Genomic DNA, 16623 nt, shown 5'->3' on the forward strand with positions numbered 1-16623 from the left:
CAGTTCATGAAGGGCTGTGCGATACCAGTTGATGCTGTCATGGTAGGCCAGCGGGGGCGGCACCTGCACATAGTCTTCACTGGGCACATAGAAGGCGCGCTCGCCGCCAATGTGAAACTCCACACCCGATGCCTTGATGACGGCATCGCCCAGAGGCGCGATCTGTCGTTCCGGCAAGGGCTCGGGGTCCGCGCCCAACCCTTCGGGCAGGCCCTCACATTGCGCCACATTGAACACCGTGAAGCGCTTGAGGAAAGGAATGCTGCGCGCATCCTCTCCGCTATCGCGTGCTCGCACCTTCTCCGCCTCGGGGGTAAAGCGATCAGCATAGACGACCGTCACCCCGCGCTCACCCCGGCGCACATTCCCCCCGGCCTCAACCGCCTGCCGGAATGTGAGCCAGCCCTGCGAGGGATAGGCGTGCTCCATGACCGCGCCCCACAGGATCAGTACATTCACTCCGGAATAGCTGCGTCCGCTCACGGCATTGCGAGGCAGACCGGGGCTAACCCCGCCTCCCCGCGTCGAGGGACCGCTCCAGGGCTGCACCCAGGGAAAGCGGCCTTCCTCAAGCTGGGCAATGATGCGGGCCGTCACCTCATCATAAAGATTGGCGCGCTGGGATGGCTGGTTCCGTTTTTGGTTCTGAGGCTGCGTATCACGCGCTCCGGTGGCATCGGGTGCAAAATCCCTGATCCCGACCCTGCCCCTAGCGCGACGCTGGATGTCCTGACGCATGGCTATTCTCCGTGCATCACCCTGAAACCCCACCGGGCTTCCCCCCGGCGTGGGGGTGGGCGGCATCAGCGACCTGCCGGGCGGGCCCGCAAAGGCGGGCCGCACCTTTGGCCGGAACGCATGTGGAGGAGCCAGCCGGGACGGCTGGCTTGCGGGTCGCCTGGGCTCGCCCATAAGGGAGCGCCGCCCACACCCACGTCGAGGGGAAGGCCAACAAAGACGCCACCGCGCTTGGCGCGGTGCCAAATCGACCTTCCAGTTTCAGCCCAGTGATCGTTACCGGCAGGCGGGGACGCGAGCATCGCGGCCCCGGGACCAGCCACCGCCAGCGGTGGCTGGTCCTAGAGCGCGGTCGCGCGGCCCAGCCGCGCGAGGGCCCCTCGCACCCTCAAGTCCCGAGACGAGAGCCACCCGGCAAGAGCCCGATCGCATTCAGACTGTTCATTTGGCAGTTCATGGCATATATCTTTCATGTGAAAGGAGGTCGCCATGATTGCACTTGCCACTCCGCAGACTGATCGCGCCTCGGCGCTAAGCGAAGCCATCATCCGCATCGCCGAGTTCTGGGCCCTTAGCAACAACAAGCTAGGTGCAATCCTTGGCCTCTCCGCGCCGACCATATCCCGCCTGAAGCGCGGCGGGAGCATGCTGGACCCGGCCTCCAAATCCTTTGAAGCTGGCCAACTGCTGCTGCGCCTGTTCCGCAGCCTTGATGCCCTGCTTGGCAGCGATGACACCGCAGTGCGTAGCTGGCTCGCCACGGTCAATCTCGATCTGGCGGCCAGGCCGATCGATAAGCTCGACACGATGCGCGGCCTGATCGAAGTGTGTGACTATGTGGACTTCTACCGCGCTCGCGTCTGAGCATTGCCCTTACAAGGGCACGGTCTGGCGACTGGTTGAAGGCCAGCACCGGATCTCGACCAACCGGCTGGCGCGGGACGGCGCAACCCAGGCCTTGCTCGAGGAACTCGCCGAGGAGGTGAAACCGATGGTACCGGAAGGCGCTCGGCACCTGCATTTCCTGCTCGCCACGCCCTTCCGCTACGGGCACAGGAGCGCCAGTCGCTTCCGCTGTGCCAACGAACGCCCCGGCATCTTCTACGCCGCCGAGGCCGAGGTCACAGCCATTGCTGAGACCGCTTACTGGTCCCTGCACTTCTTTAGCCGCTCCCCCGGCTTCTCGCTGCCCACCACAACCGTGGAATACACCAGCTTCCATGTGCGCGTGGCGACCGATCGGGCTCTGGATCTTACGATCCCACCATTCGCCGCGCAAAAGACTGACTGGACGGCGCCTGACGACTATTCCGCCTGCCAAAGCCTCGCTACCCAGGCACGAGACGCTCGAACAGATCTGATCCGGACGCTGTCTGCCCGCGCGACAGAAGGGCAATGCAACATCGTGGTGCTCACGCCCGAGGCCTTCGAAGACAACACGCCCACAATCCATCGCACATGGCATTTTCGACATCAGCATGGGCGCCTCTCGGTGCTGGGCGCTTTCCCCTCCGCGGATCGGCATGAATTCTCGGGCGAGCAGTTCGGATTTTGAAGCAAGGAGTTGCTGCACCGGGGAGCAAAGGACGACCACCTCTCCCAAAGAACTACGCGAACGATGTTCCAGAAGGCAGCTCAAACAATGGCTGGCTGACCCCCTGAGGAAAATAGGGCATAATAGCCCCGAATCACCCGGCCTTGTTCGCCAAAGCACGTCAGCCTCTAGGTTTCGCGTAGATCGGCGAAAAAATTATTTGAACCTGAGGATGATGGTAATTGTGATGGTAGGCTCAACACTCCAGTAATTATTTTCTAAAAAATTCAGAGTGTTAGATAAAAATTTCGATTCCGGCTCGGGCCTCCATCTTCCATTCCCACACCCTCCCATTCAGCCGCTTGGGCTGATCGCTCGGGGTGGCGTCCCCGCACTTGGCCCCTCAAGGCGAGTTGGCCGAGGCTGGACGGCACATTGCCGTTCATCGGGCCGACATCCGCATTGCAGTGCGGCTGCCCATGCCCCATCTTGCCCACGCATTCACGGGAGATGGCATGTATCGAGGATTGGCTGGTCTGGGGATTGTCGCGACCGCATTGCTGCTATGTTGCACGGCAGTGGCCGCACAGGATGGCGCATCAACACGAGAGCTTGTGGAGCTGTCCCCTCAAGCGGCGAACCGTACCGTTCAAAAAGATCTGCTTTCCGTGCTGACGCCCGTTCGCCAGATCCGATCAGGTATGTTTCGGCAGCTTCATGGCGTGTATCTGGTGACGAAAGCTTATGGGACGGAGTTCGATGGGCTCTGCCGCCGGGATGAGTTGAGCCTGCGATACGCACAGACAGAACAGGGTCAGGCGCCCGAGGACGCGCCAGTGCGCCCCTATGGCATCGAAGCGGCGCCATCGTTCCACATCATCAGATTGCCAACGCCTGAACCCGAAGATGCAGACCGGCAGGCCGATGTCTGGCAGCCCAAATGCGCCGCGGCTGGCCACGATGACAAAGCGAACTGGTTTGGAGCGCCAGATGCCCATACTGCCGTGCAAGGCGCGCTGGTGCTGGAAGCAGCGGTCAAAGCCGTTCGTCTGGGCACACTCAAAGCACAGCCATGCCCCAGCGTTTACGAGCCGAAAGGCTCCACCTGCGAAGCTGCGATCCTTGAGAACGGCGATCTGTCCAGGCTCGACAAGATCGAAACCTGCCCAGCCGAATCAGATACGCTTTGCTATGCGATCAACCTGAATGTTTCGTCCAGGCTTACGATCAAGGCACGGGCCCAAGGCGAGGCATTAACGCCAGGGCCCGTGACATCGATTGCCATCGAGCAGTTTATCATTGTCACGTGATTCATTCAGCAATGCAACTAAGCTGCCGCTTGAAAGGCCTTCGGCCCCACCTGCACGAACAAGAACACGCGAGGCCGCTCGGGAGCGCCATTAATGCGTTCGTGTCGCGCGGCGATCTCGGTGAGAAACCGCGACAATCAAGATGAGAACGACGAACAGCGACAATCTAAACAGGCACCGATCGACGCGCTGCAACAATCACATTCTTATCCTGAATTGAAGCGCAATCATCATCCAGTTTGTCGCGCTACAAAGGTCGGCGTGCCCGAGCTTGGATAGGAGCTGGAGCACGCCTTGAACGGCGCCTTTGGTCAGATATGCGCCGCCTGACCTAATTAAGCAGTCGGAACCGGCTTCGTGACGGTACCGCCTTCAGTAGGCACAGCTGCTGCAGGCACTGTGGCTGCTGCAGGGGCGGGCGCAGCTTGAGCGGCGGGTGCAGCAGCAGTTGCCGTCACGGGAGCGGCAGGAGTTGCCATGGGCGCTGCAGGCGCCAAACTGGCAGTCTGGATCGCCACCACGCCAGCAGGAAGGTTGAACGCCAGCGATTCCACGGTGTGAGCCCGCAGCTACTGTCCAGCTACCAGCGTGGCGGAATGGCCGTTTACGTAAGTACCGAACACGCCCACGGCCACTACAGCGCCTACGGCAACGCCGGTATTGCCCTGGCCTTCTTGGCGATAGGTCCCCGTCAGCGGAATATGGCGGCCATTCAGATCGAGATAGTTGAACGCCACTTCCATCTTACCTGACTTGCCGAAAGAGCCCTTGCCGGTACGATAGGTTACAGTCGCCTCGCCAGACGTACCGCGCGGGATCAGCACAAAGCCGTCCTGCATGACGTCGAACACGGTCGAGATGCATAACTTGTCGCCGACCTTGACGGATTTTGTGACAAGAGTGTCATTAGGCGCCAAGACCACTTCAGTATTCGGCGAGACCGTTAAATGCCGTAAAGTCGCTTGCTCAACAGGCGCTTGCGCAGAGGCAGAGGTTGTCACCGCCAGCATTGCGACGACCAGAGCATATCCCGTCAATTTCATATATCCCCCAGATTTGTGTCGCCCCCTAACCGACATTTTCTGATTGACTTGTGATCTATAGTGAGTCAGCTGCCCACTCTTGCAGCGATTAGTGGCGGCGATGAATGCGTGCGTTCCCGACCAGCGGGGGGGGGGTAGGGTCGGTTCCAGCGATAGACACTACCCCGAATGCGCGGGCTGCACCCACATCCGTACTATTGCGGAGACTTGGACCGACCGTGTAAGAGGCCTCCGCAACAAGGGATCTCAAGTGGTCACGGCGAGCCGCATCATATTTCTGTTGTTCATTGGCTTGGTTCTGGCCGCCTATGCCTTGTCGCCATACCGAAGCGGAGATTCGCTGCCCGGGAGCGCCAAAGCGCAGCCAGTGCCGCCCCCTGCAAGCTAGCTGGTCTTCAGGGAAAGCGGTTGGCTCCCTTGAGCCTTACAGCCCCCTCGATACCGAACCAACCTTCTCAGCGCCGTCACTCGGTGGTCAAAGAAAACGCTAAGAATTCCATCGAACGGGTCGCAACCGTTAAACGCACGGGATAGGCTTGGTATCGAGACCCCGCGCCGCATGACTACCGTGTATATGCGGAATGGGAAGAGGCAAAAACCGAGGGGAATGACTAATCTAGATTAGTCGACCGGGGCTTCTCAATTGTCCTGCGCCGGCGCTCGGTGTCGGGTTTCCGCTGAAAAAATCTCTGACTTCGAGATATTCGCCAAATTCGTCGTCAACCAAATATGCCTGGGAAAAAGGCAGGGTCGGAAGCAAAACGGGCCTATTTCCGTATTTTTGCAAGCCGATGCTGCGGCAATTCTCCGAAAAGTCGGCCCACAGTTCCCAGAACAACGGGTCCAATTTTGCTGTAAATCTCGCGATTGGCATGCACAAAGAACGAGGCACAGGCTGGGGCGGTTCCTAGATGATAGGGCGTACCCCAAACGGATTATCGCTTAAATGTGGGGTATCGCTATTCTTCCCGCTGCCGGGAAAGAGCCTGATCTCGTTGGGGAGATGGATTGCGTATCCGGACAATAGTGGTCGCTAGGTGCCCGGATACACAAAACACAGAGGTAAGCTTTGAGGAGTTTTCCGTCTGCAGAATCATAAACGGCATCGGTCCGGCGAATTATAGGAGGTCTGGGGGGTATCGACCTTTTTCGGCGCAGCCCGAAAATGGCTCATTCCCGCCATTCCTGAAACTGGCGCGGCGGAGAGATTAGCCGCAACGTGAGGCAAACTCTACTGCGCGGCCATGATGCTCGACCGGCTGACTTAACCTGACGGAACATAGGTGAACCCTAGCTGCCCCTTTTCTTCAGCTTACCCGCAGGATCGCAACGCTAGCCGGAACGTCCTCGCCAAGGGCCACCGATCCGGGCGGGGGCGTGTCGGCCAGTAATTGCCCTTCTGGCGCTGGCCGACGCGTTTTGCAACCGTGGCTGCAACTGCACGGCGCAGAGGCATCAAAGCTTCATGTGGTACTTCTCGTACCGCATCTTCATCGTGGCTGCCATATCGGGCTCGCGCTTTGAAGCCAGTTCCTGAAGCAGCACCAAGAGGGCTGTCTGCATATACTTGGTCAACTGTGCCAGCCGAGCATGATTGATGGCTCGCCCCGCTTCTAAGCCATCAAGGCCACTCCACCAGGCAACACGGAGCAGATCCGAGCGCGACACTGAATGCTTCTTACACAGCGCATCCGCGCGATCGATGGTGTGCTTGTCGGCCTTGAAGCCCAGCGTGTATTTCAAGATCTGGCCTCCTTTCCGCTGGGCCAGCCGGGCAGGTCGCTGCCGCTCAATGACAAAAAATGCGTTTTCCTGAATTTCTCCGAAATGGAGCGCGCTGGTGTCATAGACCACCACGGCCCCCCGCAGCACGACGACCTCATGGTCATGCGCTGGAATGGAGGTGAAGACCTGAAGGTCATCGAGCATGAAGCCCGAATGAGCCAAGGCGCAGGTGTCCGGCCGGTTCGGAGCGAGCAAGGGCTGCGTTACGCATCGGCCCCTCCCTTCGCTTCCAGAACGATCCAGCTCGTAACTTCATGATCCCGACCGTGATTTTCACCCATGCGATCACCTCTTCTCTGGCGCCATATGAAAACCGTATTCCAGTTTCCCGTTGGGCGTGACCATAAGGCGGCCACCCGCAGCTCAGAATGCCATCGCCATCTCGCCAGCGGAACCAAAAGGCTGGTTATCCGCAAACATGCTGGCACGATTCTTCACCGCTGGGCAGATCGACGCCGTTAAAGTCCAGATCAGAACTGGGCGTCAAAGTGCTGAATAGATGCCCGCGATGCGCACCAGCGGCACGAACCGCTTCATCGCCAATGTCATGGATTGAACCCGATCGTATCCCTGGCCTCTTCGATCTGAGCCATGGCGCGGGCATGCAGACCTGCATCGCCCTGAGTCATCGCCTCCAACGCGTGCAGCACCTCGCGCAGATATTTCATCGCAAAGCCCGGATCATGCGCGACGATGGAGGCCGTGTTGCTGATGATGTCAGCCAGCTTCACGGTCTGCGCATCGGGCGAGATCGTGCCCAGCCGCACCGCCTCGGCAGCCTTGCGGGCGGCGCGATTGCCCTCATGGCACTGATCGGTCAGATCCCAGACCATCTGCGCAACGTCGGCGCCAAACTCCCGCTCGACATCCTCGCGCGTGACGGGCGTGTCCTCGATCGTGTCATGCAGCAGAGCGGCGGCCAGCATCACGTCATTGTGATGGGCCGCCGTCTTCACGATGCCCATCACCTCGATGGGGTGGTTGATATAGGGCTCGCCGGTGTATTTGCGGATTTGCTGCACACTGGCGTGGGCTTCGGTTGCAAAGCTCAGGGCGCGGGACACGAGATCATTCATACCTGCCCCTTTCGCATGATTGTCCACTGAACCCAACGCCTTGTTACGCCACGGTAACCAGATGCTCGCCCTCCGGTTGCTGCACCACGCTGATCCGCTTGCCCGTGAAACGCTGGGCAATATCGATGGCCGTCAGCAGATGCTGGCTGGGCTTGACGGTGGTGAAACCGCCGCCGCCCGCCAGCACGAAAGGCAGGATCAGCTGATCGGCCAGATAGGGCCCGGCAAAAGCCTTGGCTTCCAGATAGCCCTTCATCCGCGCCGACGCCGTTTTGGCCAGCCTTTCGGCAGGCACGCCCAATTGGCCGAAACCGCTGACGATCTCGGTGGCGTGAGCATAGCGCGCCTCCAGCATCAGGATGACGCCCGGCCCCTGATCCTCGGGCAATTGGCGCAAGGCGAAAGCATCCTGCGCCCAATCCGGCAAGCCTTCCGCCGCCCGCGCCAACATACGCTGGGCGACATTGAAGGGCAGGCCGGTGAACAGGGCATGGCCCGCCACATCCAGCGTTTCGCCACGGTCAAAGCACTCGATCGGGCGCAGCGGAGCGGGGTTGATCTCCACCTCGATCCGCCCGCCGCCGCGCGGGTAGAAACCATGCCGCAGCAGGCGCGCCGAAACCTGCGGCCCCATTCGGTTGATCACCGGCAGGAACACACGCTCGATAAAATCGAAGGGCGGCGCCATCATGTTATGCGTGCCGCCCTCCAGCACCAGCCGCGAGGGGCTATCGGCCAGCACGAGCGGCATCAGCACCGTCTGCAGCACCAGCCCGGTGCTGCCCGCCGTGCCGACGGCGAAGTGGTACTCGCCGGGCGTCACCTTGCCGGGGCGGAAGGTCAGCTCCGAGGAACCGACCGTCAGCCCGCTGCGTTCGCTGCCGGAGATCGCGCAGGCGGCCTCCACTGCTGTCACATGCTGGCGCATCAGGCCGGGGCGCGAACGCTTGCCGCGAACATCGGTGATGCGGAAAGGCTTGCCGGTCACCAGCGACAGAGCGCATGAATTGCGCACCATCTGCCCGCCGCCTTCGCCTTCCGATCCATCAATCGTAATCATCTGTCTCTTCATTCAATCAGGGCTGGTGCCCTGCGCCAAGGGTTTATCCCTTCACGCAGACCACCTGCTTCAACGTATGGACGATCTCCACCAGATCAGCCTGAGCGGCCATCACAGCTTCAATCGGCTTGTAGGCGCGGGGCGTCTCATCGATCACGCCCACGTCCTTGCGGCATTCCACGCCCGCCGTATCGCGGATATGTTCATCGAGCGTGACCAGCTTCTTGGCTGCCGTGCGCGACATGATCCGCCCCGCACCATGGCTACAGCTGTCGAAGCTCTCCGGATTGCCCAGCCCGCGCACGATGAAGCTCTTCGCCCCCATCGAGCCCGGGATGATCCCCAGAGTGCCCTTGGCCGCACGCACCGCCCCCTTGCGGGTGACCAGCACGTTCTCGCCGAAGTGGTTTTCACGGCTCACATAGTTGTGATGGCAGTTCACCGCTTCCAGCTCGGTCTCGAAAGGCTTGCTGATCTGTTTGCGCAGGGCGGCGATGACATTCACCATCATCATCCTGCGGTTCAGAGCGGCAAAGTCCTGAGCCCAGCCGACTGCCTCGACATAATCGTCGAAATGGTCGGTGCCTTCCGGGAAGTAGGCGAGATCCTGATCGGGCAGGTTGATATGCCATTTGCGCATGTCCTGCTTGGCCAGTTCGATGAAGAAGGTGCCGATGGCATTGCCCACGCCGCGCGACCCCGAATGCAGCATCACCCAGACCCGCGCCTCCTGATCAAGACACAGTTCGATAAAGTGATTGCCCGTGCCCAGCGTGCCCAGATGCGTCAGATTGTTGGTGTTCTTCAGCCGGGGATGTTTGGCGCAGATCCGCTCGAACCGTACCGCCAGCGTGGCCCAGGCCTCGACAATCGCCGGGGGCGGGCTGCCCCAGGATCCATGGTCGCGCTTGCCGCGCCCCACGCTGCGCCCATGTGGCACAGCCTGTTCGATGGCGCTGCGGATGCCCTCCAGCGAGTCAGGCAGATCATGCGCCATCAGAGAGGTGCGCGCCGCCATCATGCCGCAGCCGATATCGACACCCACCGCCGCCGGGATCACCGCGCCCTTCGTCGGGATCACCGATCCCACCGTGGCGCCGATCCCCACATGCACGTCGGGCATCGCCGCCACATGCTTGAAGACAAAGGGCATCTGCGCGGCGCGCGACAGCTGGTCGCGCGCTTCGTCCTCCACGGGCACGCCGCGCGTCCACATCTTTACTGGCACGCCGCCCTCACGGGCCATCACATCATAGGTCGTCTCGGTCATGGCTGACCTCCTTTATCAATCATGGTGCCGGCGACGAGATTTGGCGAGACTTCCGGATTTCTCCGGTGCGGAATTGAACCGCTCGGCCCTTGGGCCTTACCCGATGTAGTCCCACCGGCATTCGCCAGCGTTAAAATGGGTCACGGCGACGAGGTATGGGAAAGACATTGCCCGAAAGGGCGCCGCTCTACCGTTAAGCTACGAGGCCTCACAGTGGTGGCCCCGGCAGGATTCGAACCCGCACCTGCATCGTGAGAGGATGTAGTCCTTGCCCGGCATTCGCCGTGAATGAACAGTCGGCCGTGGCGACGAGGTATGGCGAGACGCGGTCCTTAAGTTACGTGTCGTCGGCGGGATTCGAACCCGCATCTCCCTTTCGGCATCAGCCTCAAGGGCGCTTTGACTCGTCGGACCTCGGTTTGGTGACATGTAGTCCCGCCGGCATTCGCCACGGCTATCTGGTAAAATGGATCGATAAGGATCACGGCGACGAGAGTTGAAACAGACCGCCCCGAGGGGCTGGCGCTCTACCAGGCTGAGCTATCGCCCGTTTCCGGGCGAGCGGGATTCGAACCCGCGACATCCACAGTGACAATGTAGTCCGTTCCGGCATTCGCCGTGATCTTTCTCACACCTCCGTTTGGTTGACGATGCTGACCCAATCGCGCGTTTCACCCTTGGCGAAACGAGCCATCGCGTCGAACACCGCATCGGTGAAGCCGCCGACATTCATGATGCCCTTGCCGTCCTGGGCCTGCGTGGTGCCATAGGGCTGGATGTCGATGCAGATCAGCTTCGCGCCCGGGTTGCGGGCCTTCAGCTTGCTCCATTCCGCCATCGTCGCCGTAGCGCCGTATCGCGAGGGATCGACCCAGGACTGATTATCCGAGACGATCACCACCATATCCACCTTCGCCCGCTCCCTGTTGAGGAGCGCCAAAGGCGCCGAGACATTGGTGCCGCCCCCGCCGATCCCCGCCAGCCTCGCCGCATTCACGGCGACGCGGGCATGGGGATCGAGGTCCAGCGCCACCACCTGCTGCTCGAAGGGGATGACCCGAGCCTTGCTGTTCCGGCGCAGCACAGCGGCGGCAACCAGAGCGGCAACATCGATGCAACGCACCTGCGAACTGGCACCCTTGCGATAGCCGGTGACAGGCGAACCCATCGAACCCGACACGTCGGGGCAGACCACGATCCGCCCTTCCAGCGCGGGCACCAGCGCCAGCGAGGTTTCCAGCGCACTTTCCAGAGCAGCCTGAACCGCCAGCGGCACGCCATCCCCGGCCTGCCCCAAAGCCACCATCAGTTGATAGGGCAGGGGGCGGACACGGGCGATGGTCTCCGCATCGGCCAGCCTTGCGGCCACCGCTTCGGTCACGCCCTTCACGCTAAAGGCACCGTTACGCGCCAGCGTGTTGAGGTTCATACGCAGCGCCTGCCAGCCCATGCGGCTGGCCAGCACGGCCCACTGCTCGCCCGAAAGCGGGAAAGCAGTCAGCCATTCGAAAGGCACCGGAGGCAACTCGCCCTTGGGCTCACGCTTCCATGCTTCGAAGGCGGCGATCTCCTGCGGCAAGGCAGCGACATCATAGGGCTTGCCGATCAGCCAGCCGTAAAACGCGCGCCGTTCCGCATCCGCCGGAGCGGGATGCACCATCTTCACCACATCGGCGAGGCTGGGGCTGGTGCCCGTCGCAGCCGCCATCAGGCGAGGCATCGAGGCTTGCTCCAGCCACTCCTTGACCAGCCGCTTGGGGCGAGTGCCCAGCGAGCTACGTCCCACCTGACCCGAACGCATGATTTGCACAAAGCTGCGCAGTATGCGCCCATTGTCGATCACGCGGCGGAACACGGGGACCGCCAGATCGGGATCGGCAACGGTCAGATAGGCCGCCAGCAGGGCAGGCATATCCTTCATCGCGCCGAAGGTGCGGGCATAGACCGCAGCCTTGGCCACAAACTCGGGCGAAACCGCCTGAGCCGCTGCCAGCACATCGGCCAGCTGCGACTCGGCACCGGAATAAAACCCATCGGCCAGCGTCCCCGTCGCAGCCAGATGAGCCAGCTTGGCCTCGGGGCCATAGGCATAGGCGGGCGCGCCGGACTGGTTGGCCGTATCGGCGCGCGGCCAGACCTTGGCGGTCAGCGATGCAAAAAGGCTCTGATTGGCCATGACGAAAATCCTTCCGGTCTTCCGGGGCGGATGGCCTATTCCATCCGCCCCGTCTCACCTGCCTGTCGGGCTGTTCGACCGACCCGACGCCCAATGAACTGCAGGGGGCGTGCCAGTTTGGAGGAGGGGCTTTCCGAAAAAATACATCATTCTGTTTTAAAGTGATAATTTTTTACAATCCCAAGATTGGCGCAAAGAATGCTGTTTTGAGATTTCCTGAATTTGTATCCTGTGAGATAAAGTGATAGAAATCTGGCGCATGAAGCCAACCACCGTCATCAGCTTTCTCGGCTCCACGCTGGATGCCTCCAAATTCGGCCCTTCGCGCTGGAATAAATGGCGGCCCTCGGTGGGGCTGTGCATGCATGAGGATCTGCGGATCGACCGCTTCATGATGATCCATGGCACGGGCCATAGCCGTCTGGCCGAATATGTGGCGGAAGACATTGCCTCGGTTTCTCCTGAGACGCTGGTCGAGCGGCACACCATCGACTTCAAGGACCCTTGGGATTTCGAGGAAGTCTATGGCAAGCTGCTGGACTTCGCGCGGGCCCAGCCCTTCGATCCGGAGGCGGAGGATCTGCTGATCCACATCACCACCGGCACGCATGTGGCGCAGATCTGCCTGTTCCTGTTGACCGAGGCGCATTACCTGCCCGGCCGCCTGCTCCAGAGCCAGCCCAAGCGCGGCGCGCCCGATGCCCTGGGCATATGGAGCGTGATCGACCTCGACCTCTCGCGATACGACAGCATCGCCACCCGCTTCGCCAGTGAGAGCGCGGAAAGCACCTCTTTCCTGAAATCGGGCATCGAAACCCGCAACCCGGCCTTCAACACGATGATCGACGAGATCGAGCAGGTCGCCAGCCGCACCCGCGCGCCGATCCTGCTGATGGGGCCGACGGGAGCAGGCAAAAGCCAACTCGCCCGCCGCATTTTCGATCTGAAAAAGCTGAAGCGGCAAGTTGGCGGCAGCTTTGTCGAGGTCAATTGTGCCACCTTGCGCGGCGACAGCGCCATGTCCGCCCTCTTCGGCCACAAAAAGGGCGCCTTCACCGGCGCGGCGGCAGATCGCGCGGGCCTTTTGCGCAGCGCCGATGGCGGCATGCTGTTCCTCGATGAAATCGGCGAACTCGGGCTGGACGAGCAGGCGATGATTCTGCGCGCCATTGAGGACAAGCGCTTCCTGCCCGTCGGCGCGGACCGGGAAACCGAAAGCGATTTCCAGCTGATCGCCGGCACCAACCGCGATTTGGCCCGCTGCGTGGCCGAAGGCACATTCCGCGAAGATCTTTTCGCCCGCCTCAACCTGTGGACCTTCGCTTTGCCCGGTCTTGCCCAGCGGCGTGAGGACATCGCCCCCAATCTTGATTACGAACTCGACCGCCATGCCGAGCGCGAGGGCGAGCGCATCACCTTCAACAAGGAAGCACGCGAGCGTTACCTTTCCTTCGCCACATCGCCCCTGGCTAGCTGGTCCGGCAATTTCCGCGATCTGGCGGCCAGTGTTACCCGCATGGCCACCTTTTCGCCCAAGGGCCGCATCGATGTGGAGACGGTGGTCAAGGAAATCACCCGCCTCACTCACCTCTGGTCCGGCGCGGATCACGGGAGTGATGGGCTGGACACTCTGCTGGGCGCGGAAGCGCTGGCAGAGATCGATCCCTTCGATCGCATCCAACTCGCCTATGTGATCGAGACCTGTCAGGCCAGCCGCTCCCTGTCAGAGGCCGGGCGGCAACTGTTCGCCGCCTCACGCGAGAAGCGCGCCAGCACCAATGATGCGGACCGTTTGCGCAAATATCTCGCCCGTTTCGCGCTGGATTGGGAAGCGATCGGCAGGGCCAAAGGCTGACGTCTACGTCAGCTCCGGCTAGGCAGGTCCCACCCGTGCCAGCACCTTGTCGCGCCCCAGATCTTCCGGCAGCGCGATATTCCAGGCGAGGCCCATCGCGGCCAGGGCGCGAATTAAGGTATATCCGGGGTTTGAGGTCTCTTCCGTAGGCACCAATCATGATGCCGAAAACCCCTTGAGCGCAGAGCTGGTCGCATGCGCCGATATGATCGTGATGATGGAGCGGGAGCATCGCACCAAGCTGCAAAAGCGTTTTCGTAGTAGCTTGCGTGGGCAGCATGTCATCTGTTTGGATATTCCGGACAATTACGCGTTCATGAATCCGGATCTGATAGAGTTGCTCAAGCTGCGTATGGCTTGGCACTTGTCTCTTGCGTTGTCGCATGGACCTGTATGCTGATGGCGGCGAAGGGATGTCCAAACGCTTTTTTATCGAGGGCGGGTAGCCAAGAACGAGTTACCGTCGTCGACCCCCTCCAAGGTTTTGGGGACGGGCGCATAGTCTGCAGCGACCGTCCCAAATGTGCCTCGCTCGGAGGAGTTCCCTCGCATTCCCATTTCCTGAAATCTGACGGGCTAATCCCATCAGCGCGCCCGATGGCCGAGCTCCCAATGCTGTTGTTATGAGCCACTATGCCCAAATTTCGGCCTCAAGATCGTTGCTCCATCCCGCATCTTGTCAAGGTGATCGGACCAATGCTGCATCATGCGAACCCGTTCGTCCCAGTACCCGCCACGAGTATAGGCTCGTCGAACTGAATTGCTTTCTGCATGAGCAAGCTGCCGCTCGATCGCATCCGGATTCCAGCACCCCATTTCATTGAGCAAGGTTGCCGCCAAGGCACGGAACCCATGCCCCGTCATCTGCTCCTTCGAATAACCCATTCTACGTAAAGCCGCATTGATCGTGTTATCCGACATCGGTCTGTCCACCGACCTCAGCGAGGGAAAGAGAAAGCTGCTGAAGGTGGCGTCGTGCTCGATTTCACCAATAATCGCGATCACCTGGCGGCTCAGCGGTACCCTATGTGGGTGGCGCATTTTCATCTTATGTCCGGGGATAGTCCAGACCTGCTTCTCAAGATCGAATTCGCTCCACTCGGCCCAACGCAATTCGCCGGGTCGTACAAACACATGGGCCAGCATTCGCATGGCGATGCGGGTCAACCCGTTCCCCTCATAGTCATCAATGCTCCGAAGCAGGGCTCCCGCCTCGGTCGGCAAGAGGATCGCAGCGCGGTGGGTTGCTTTGGGCGCAACCAATGCGCCGCGCAGATCGGAGGCGACGTCCCGTTCGGCTCGCGCGGTGGCAATGGCGTATCTGAACACCTGGCTCGCTGCAGTTCGCGCCCGATTGGCGGCGTTGTAGCGTTTCGTGGCCTCAATTTTTTTGAGCGCCAAGAGCAGTTCATGCGCCGAGATTTCTTGAACCGGGCGCCGCCCAATCGCCGGATAGAGCTTCCCCAAAAGCCAGCGCGCCTTTTTTATCGTCATCGGTGCCGCGCCATCAGCCGTGATCTTCTCCAGCCATTCCCCGGCCATTGCCTCGAAGGTATGAGACGCCGCCAGGGATTTGGCGACCTTTTCCAGCTTGGCCTGGTCGACCGGATCAATGCCTCTGCCCAGGAGCCGCCTTGCTTCAAGAAGCCGCTCGCGCGCCTCCCCTAGAAGGAGTTCGGGCCATCGACCAAAGGTCATGGTCTTTTGCTTGCCATGAATGCGGTAGTTCATGCGCCAGACACGACCGCCAGTCGGTTCGACCAGCAGATAAAGACCGTCGCGGTCGCTCAGCTTATAGGGCTTGTTGTTGGGCTTCGCGCGCGACACGGATGCGGCGGTAAGCCCTGACTTTGAACGATTTTCCGTCATGTTGATGGTATCTCCCCAGAGCCAGTCCGGGCCATACCATCAAAGCTACCATCAAATGGGTGAGATTTGGTGAAATGGCCCGAGATCGATGGGACCATCATACCAGACAAAAACGGCGGAAAACAGCCGTTTGCGGGACGGCATGGGAGGGTGTGGGAATGGAAGATGGAGGCCCGAGCCGGAATCGAACCGGCGTAAACGGATTTGCAGTCCGGTGCGTAACCACTCCGCCATCGGGCCAGATCGCGTAGAAAGCGTGGTTCGGGGCTCCTAGCGGGGGGCTTTCTACAATGCAAGCCGAATCCTTGCGCATTTTTTCCAAAACCATGGCGCACCCCGCCGGGGTGACAGGCCAGCCCCCTGCCCCTATCATTCCCGGCGCTCAGGGCTTGCCCTGCCGAACCATACCCTGCCGGAGATATGTCCCATGAAGACCCGCGCCGCCGTCGCCTTTGAAGCCAAGAAGCCGCTGGAGATCGTGGAAGTCGATCTGGAAGGCCCCAAGGCGGGGGAAGTGCTGGTCGAGATCATGGCGACGGGCATCTGCCACACCGATGCCTACACGCTGGACGGCTTCGATTCCGAGGGCATCTTCCCCTCGATCCTGGGCCATGAGGGCGCGGGCATCGTGCGCGAGGTGGGCCCGGGCGTCACCTATGTGAAGCCCGGCGATCACGTCATCCCGCTCTACACGCCCGAATGCCGCCAGTGCAAAAGCTGCCTCTCGGGCAAGACCAACCTGTGCACCGCGATCCGCGCCACGCAGGGCAAGGGGCTGATGCCCGACGGCACCACGCGTTTCAGCTACAAGGGCCAGCCGATCTTTCATTACATGGGCTGCTCCACCTTCAGCAACTTCACCGTTCTGCCCGAGATCGCCGTGGCGAAAATCCGTGAGGACGCGCCG

At 61.0% G+C, this 16623-nt stretch carries 14 protein-coding genes and 1 tRNA gene; 6 read left to right on the top strand and 9 right to left on the bottom strand.

All coding sequences use genetic code 11. The annotated features are described in order from the left end of the window. Positions 1–738, bottom strand: a 738-nt coding sequence (locus tag SR3_RS28125) for an ArdC family protein (protein WP_084456009.1), incomplete at its 3' end; no start/stop codon positions are given. Between the two features lie 489 nt (positions 739–1227). On the opposite strand from SR3_RS28125, the gene SR3_RS28130 reads away from it, so the two are divergent. From SR3_RS28130 to SR3_RS28140, 3 genes are all read left to right on the top strand, one after another. Continuing rightward, positions 1228–1602: an antitoxin Xre-like helix-turn-helix domain-containing protein gene (locus SR3_RS28130; RefSeq protein WP_068094013.1), complete on the top strand. Its 375-nt coding sequence runs from the start codon at positions 1228–1230 to the stop codon at positions 1600–1602. Beyond that, positions 1574–2293, top strand: coding sequence for an RES family NAD+ phosphorylase (locus SR3_RS28135; protein WP_068094018.1), 720 nt, complete (start codon positions 1574–1576; stop codon positions 2291–2293). The genes SR3_RS28130 and SR3_RS28135 overlap by 29 nt, the downstream gene beginning before the upstream one ends. 458 nt (positions 2294–2751) lie before the next feature. Then, positions 2752–3582, top strand: coding sequence for a hypothetical protein (locus tag SR3_RS28140; protein ID WP_157099172.1), 831 nt, complete (start codon positions 2752–2754; stop codon positions 3580–3582). Between the two features lie 569 nt (positions 3583–4151). Here SR3_RS28140 and SR3_RS28145 read toward each other — a convergent pair. From SR3_RS28145 to SR3_RS28175, 6 genes are all read right to left on the bottom strand, one after another. After that, positions 4152–4625, bottom strand: a complete 474-nt coding sequence (locus SR3_RS28145; RefSeq protein WP_068094022.1) for a hypothetical protein — start codon at positions 4623–4625, stop codon at positions 4152–4154. A 1455-nt stretch (positions 4626–6080) separates the two neighbouring features. Then, positions 6081–6605 (bottom strand): hypothetical protein, encoded by a 525-nt coding sequence (locus tag SR3_RS28150; protein WP_068094024.1) that lies wholly within the window; start codon positions 6603–6605, stop codon positions 6081–6083. A 350-nt stretch (positions 6606–6955) separates the two neighbouring features. Continuing rightward, complete coding sequence (locus SR3_RS28155; RefSeq protein ID WP_068094033.1) at positions 6956–7486, bottom strand: HD domain-containing protein; 531 nt, start codon at positions 7484–7486, stop codon at positions 6956–6958. A 43-nt stretch (positions 7487–7529) separates the two neighbouring features. Further along, positions 7530–8546: an RNA 3'-terminal phosphate cyclase gene (gene rtcA, locus SR3_RS28160; RefSeq protein WP_068094037.1), complete on the bottom strand. Its 1017-nt coding sequence runs from the start codon at positions 8544–8546 to the stop codon at positions 7530–7532. A 43-nt stretch (positions 8547–8589) separates the two neighbouring features. Next, a complete protein-coding gene (locus SR3_RS28165; RefSeq protein ID WP_068094040.1) occupies positions 8590–9816 on the bottom strand; it encodes an RtcB family protein in 1227 nt (408 codons plus the stop codon). Between the two features lie 628 nt (positions 9817–10444). Beyond that, entirely contained in the window at positions 10445–11992 is a 1548-nt protein-coding gene (locus SR3_RS28175) for a vWA domain-containing protein (protein ID WP_068094043.1), read from the bottom strand. Between the two features lie 259 nt (positions 11993–12251). Here SR3_RS28175 and rtcR point away from each other — a divergent pair, with 259 nt between their 5' ends. Both rtcR and SR3_RS28185 read left to right on the top strand, forming a co-directional pair. Next, entirely contained in the window at positions 12252–13847 is a 1596-nt protein-coding gene (rtcR, locus tag SR3_RS28180; RefSeq protein WP_068094047.1) for an RNA repair transcriptional activator RtcR, read from the top strand. 175 nt (positions 13848–14022) lie between these two features. Continuing rightward, positions 14023–14247, top strand: coding sequence for a hypothetical protein (locus tag SR3_RS28185; protein ID WP_157099173.1), 225 nt, complete (start codon positions 14023–14025; stop codon positions 14245–14247). Positions 14248–14468: 221 nt separating this feature from the next. On the opposite strand, the gene SR3_RS28190 is transcribed toward SR3_RS28185, so the two are convergent. After that, positions 14469–15716, bottom strand: a complete 1248-nt coding sequence (locus tag SR3_RS28190) for a tyrosine-type recombinase/integrase (protein WP_068094050.1) — start codon at positions 15714–15716, stop codon at positions 14469–14471. 166 nt (positions 15717–15882) lie between these two features. Further along, positions 15883–15956: transfer RNA gene (locus SR3_RS28195), tRNA-Cys, on the bottom strand. Positions 15957–16143: 187 nt separating this feature from the next. Here SR3_RS28195 and SR3_RS28200 point away from each other — a divergent pair. Then, positions 16144–16623: alcohol dehydrogenase catalytic domain-containing protein (locus SR3_RS28200; protein ID WP_157099174.1), on the top strand; the 480-nt coding region annotated here is incomplete at its 3' end.

The sequence above is a fragment of the Novosphingobium rosa NBRC 15208 genome (assembly GCF_001598555.1).
Taxonomy (GTDB): Bacteria; Pseudomonadota; Alphaproteobacteria; order Sphingomonadales; family Sphingomonadaceae; genus Novosphingobium; species Novosphingobium rosa.